The organism is Vibrio genomosp. F10 str. 9ZD137 (genome assembly GCF_049974785.1).
Lineage (GTDB): Bacteria > Pseudomonadota > Gammaproteobacteria > Enterobacterales > Vibrionaceae > Vibrio.
The window spans coordinates 1-3,538 of sequence record NZ_JBNGCJ010000069.1; the positions used below are offsets into that span (position 1 = coordinate 1).

A 3,538-nucleotide genomic window follows, 5' to 3' on the forward strand; every position below is an offset into this window, starting at 1 on the left:
CTGTTCTCCCAACCGCCAACCGCTTGTTTTCTTTGTAGATACAGCTCACCTTCTCTATCAATAAAGACTTGCGCCAAAAATAAGTAAGCAGCGGTCCAAGCTTCTTCAACATCAGGGCTAAATGCCTCTCCAGCAAGCTCTCGTAACGTTTCAATCAAATGGTGACCGACGATTTGGTAATGCTCTGCCTGAATGTTAAAGCTCGTGTGTTTTTGAGCGATTCTCTCAACAGCTGACGTTAGCGCTGCGAGATTTTCAATATTTTTCGCATAAGCCGCTATCGCTTCAAACAAAGCCACACTCTGACGTCCTGTTTTCTGGTGCGTCATATTAAAAATGTCTTTTAGCTCAGGGTGATGAGTGAACATTCTTTGATAAAAATGCTGAGTAAGTACCGGCCCTGCATTCTCGAGTAATGGAATCGTACTTTTTATTGTCGCAATGTGTTTTTCGTTGAGCATATTATATCTTCTTCCCATCTGGGTTAATCGGTATTGACTGAGTCTCTGTCCCGGTAAGCTAAAACTTACTCTCATAAACTCACTCTTCTACACTCACTAAAGCACAGAATATGCCAACAGATTAAACGCTTTATTTACTTGGGTTTATTAAAAAACCACCTCAAATATATGTCAAATTGACATGGTATACACCGAGTCCATTTGACACTATACTAACTAAAAGTCTCACTTAAAATGTATTGTATGCAAGACATCTCTGTTTCCACCCTAGTTGAAATGACCATTGGTCTTGCCAGTGGCCTGAATAATGAAGACCGTTTTAACAAGTTATTGGATGCGATTCGCAAAACCATTCAATGTGACAGTGTCGTACTGCTTTCAATTCATGCGGACACATTAACCCCACTTGCTATGCAAGGCCTGACGCGTGATACACTAGGCCGTCGTTTTGATATTAATGAACACCCACGGTTTGGTGAAATATGTCGATCTAAAACACCCATTAGGTTCGACACCACATGCCCGCTCCCTGACCCATTTGATGGCTTGTTACTGGATCACGATGGTGATCTGCCCATGCACTCCTGTATGGGACTTCCTTTGCTCTTTGGTGACAAGTTACTCGGTATACTGGCCTTAGATAGCTTAACCCCAAACTTGTTCGAAACAATCCCAGATCGAAGTTTAGAGGTCCTTTCAGCGATAGCTGCTTCTACCTTAAAAATGGCGATGACCTTCTCTCAGCTGGAGCAACAAGCAAAACAAAGCCAACGACGTTTACAAGAGTTGAACGATGAAGCATGGAAACGAGAAGGTGGCGAAATCATTGGTTCAAGCCAAGCCATGCTCAACCTAAAAAACGACATCGATATTGTCGCTCCGTCTGATTTTAACATTCTGATTCATGGTGAAACGGGCGTTGGTAAAGAGCTAGTAGCACGAACTCTTCACCACCAATCTTCAAGGAAACTTCAACCGTTAATCTATGTAAACTGCGCAGCGATACCCGAAAGTTTAGTTGAAAGTGAACTGTTTGGTCATGTAAAAGGCGCATTTACGGGGGCAGATAAAACTCGATTAGGTAAATTTGCTCTGGCTGATGGGGGCACTCTATTTTTGGATGAAATTGGTGAACTGCCTTTAGCTGCTCAAAGTAAGATCTTACGCGCTTTACAAAACAATGAGATTCAGCCTGTCGGCCAAGATAGGGTTCACAATATCAATGTTAGAGTATTGGCAGCGACAAACCGAGATCTAAAGGAAGAAGTGGCCCAAGGACGATTCCGGGCCGATCTATACCACCGACTCACTGTCTACCCAATCGAGGTTCCCCCGCTTAGGAAGCGCGAAGGTGATATCGCATTACTTTCCGGTTTCTTTCTAGAACAGGCGCGAAGAAAACTGGGGATAGTTCAACTAAAAATGGGGCAAGAAGCGCTTCACTATATCTCGCTTTATGATTGGCCCGGGAATGTACGAGAACTAGAACATGTGATTAACCGCGCCGCACTGAAAGCCAGAGCAAGAAATCAACACCGCAAAGTAATTTCCGTTACCCATGAGGATATTGGAGAACTGGATCGCTCTATTAATATCGAGAACTCTCTTGATATCAATCGATCTCTTGAGTTAAACAGCCCTCTTGAATTAGACAGCGCACTTAATCACGAGCAACAAAGACGACAATCACAGGCGCCAAGTACCTCAGGAAATAAAACAATGAGCCTGCGCGATGCCACTGATGAGTATCAGCGTAAACTCATCACTTCTGCGTTGGAAACCTCGGACTTCAATTGGGCCAAAGCAAGTCGTTTGCTCAAAACAGACCGAGCCAATTTAACTCGATTGGCCAAACGTCTAGGCATCACGGTTTCCAAAGCGCATAAAATACATTTCTAGCTCGGTGCTATTCTGCTACTCAATTAACTGATATACAGTCATTTAATACACAATTTGAACAAGTGACTGTTTTCAGTTCTTCCGTTTACATCTAAATCACGACTTTGACGTCGCTCAATTCAGATTACTCTATTCAAATAGCTAATTTATATTGTTAAAATTACTAATAACGACTTAAATCAATGTAGAGTACCAAGAAGCAGCAGACAATAGCGCGGCTCTAGACATGACTTCAACCAACTATGATCCAGCAATTAAAGGATCAAACACCGAAACCACTTCGAGTATGACTTATAATGATTGAAGATAAATTCACGAATATCTACCGCCTACCACATTCAATTCAAATCAGAATTGGGAAATGGCAAAGAACGTTAAGAGGAACATCAGATTTAGTTTTGCATGAGGCACTTCAGATTCGAAATGCGCAATTCCGTACTCATAAGATGTCTCCAAAAGGCTGGCACGTAAACCTGTTCAACGTTGATGATATTTCGATTACTCATCACAACAAATACATTCAAACAGCCATGCGTTCGATGATAGATAGAAAAGTCGCCTATCAGCGTATTTTTCTATCGAGCATGCCTCTGGAGCAAGCAGAGCCCGCATTGGTAGATTTCAAGAAAGAATGGATTAGAAACCATAATCGTATCGCGAAAAAATACAATCAAATTAAGCTAAAAGAGTTCATGAATTTTGCTTTCGAAGAAGCGGATACGCTCTACCCCTCTTTGCCTAAAGGTATGTTTGATAAAGCGTTGTGGAATAGACTGGTTAACTCAGAATTTGGGAAGGAAAATAAATACAACAACCCATTTTATGTGAAAAAAAACCTAACCATTCAACCGTGATATCAAGGCGCTAGACCACCTGATTATCTATTGATACTTTTTCAGGATCTCTTGATACTGATTAACGCCATTTTCATCGGTATTTGCTTTGATGATATCGATCCCCTGCTGCAGTTTTTCTATTAAGGCCGGATCGCTGTCTTTATTAAATGCGTAATAGGTATAACCTTCCTGGAGTGTGTAAACACTTTGAAAGGTGCTGCTTTTGATCCCTGACTGAGAAGCCATCCATAAGGCTGTTTTCTCTGAATACGCGATAAGATCAACCCGATTTTTTGTTAACAGCTCAGCCAGAATACCCACGTCTTTAACTTCGATCATAGC

The 3,538-nt window shown here is 41.7% G+C and carries 3 protein-coding genes and 1 pseudogene; 2 read left to right on the forward strand and 2 right to left on the reverse strand.

Annotation, left to right across the window (positions count from 1 at the left end; genetic code table 11):
- Window positions 1-461 (reverse strand): globin domain-containing protein (locus tag ACP45E_RS00910; RefSeq protein WP_241824232.1); only part of this gene is annotated, 461 nt, incomplete at its 3' end.
- Between the two features lie 243 nt (window positions 462-704).
- On the opposite strand from ACP45E_RS00910, the gene norR reads away from it, so the two are divergent.
- Complete coding sequence (gene norR, locus ACP45E_RS00915) at window positions 705-2,360, forward strand: nitric oxide reductase transcriptional regulator NorR (protein WP_069584593.1); 1,656 nt, start codon at window positions 705-707, stop codon at window positions 2,358-2,360.
- A 296-nt stretch (window positions 2,361-2,656) separates the two neighbouring features.
- Window positions 2,657-3,214, forward strand: a complete 558-nt coding sequence (locus tag ACP45E_RS00920; protein WP_017034744.1) for a hypothetical protein — start codon at window positions 2,657-2,659, stop codon at window positions 3,212-3,214.
- A gap of 27 nt (window positions 3,215-3,241) precedes the next feature.
- Here the strand turns inward: ACP45E_RS00920 and ACP45E_RS00925 are convergent.
- Window positions 3,242-3,538: pseudogene (locus ACP45E_RS00925) on the reverse strand (amino acid ABC transporter substrate-binding protein); the annotation flags it as partial.

Excerpts from the sequence above, each read along its gene's own strand:
- ACP45E_RS00920 (WP_017034744.1), top strand. The coding sequence starts at position 2,657 with ATGATTGAAGATAAATTCACGAATATCTACCGCCTACCACATTCAATT.
- norR (WP_069584593.1), top strand. The coding sequence starts at position 705 with ATGCAAGACATCTCTGTTTCCACCCTAGTTGAAATGACCATTGGTCTT.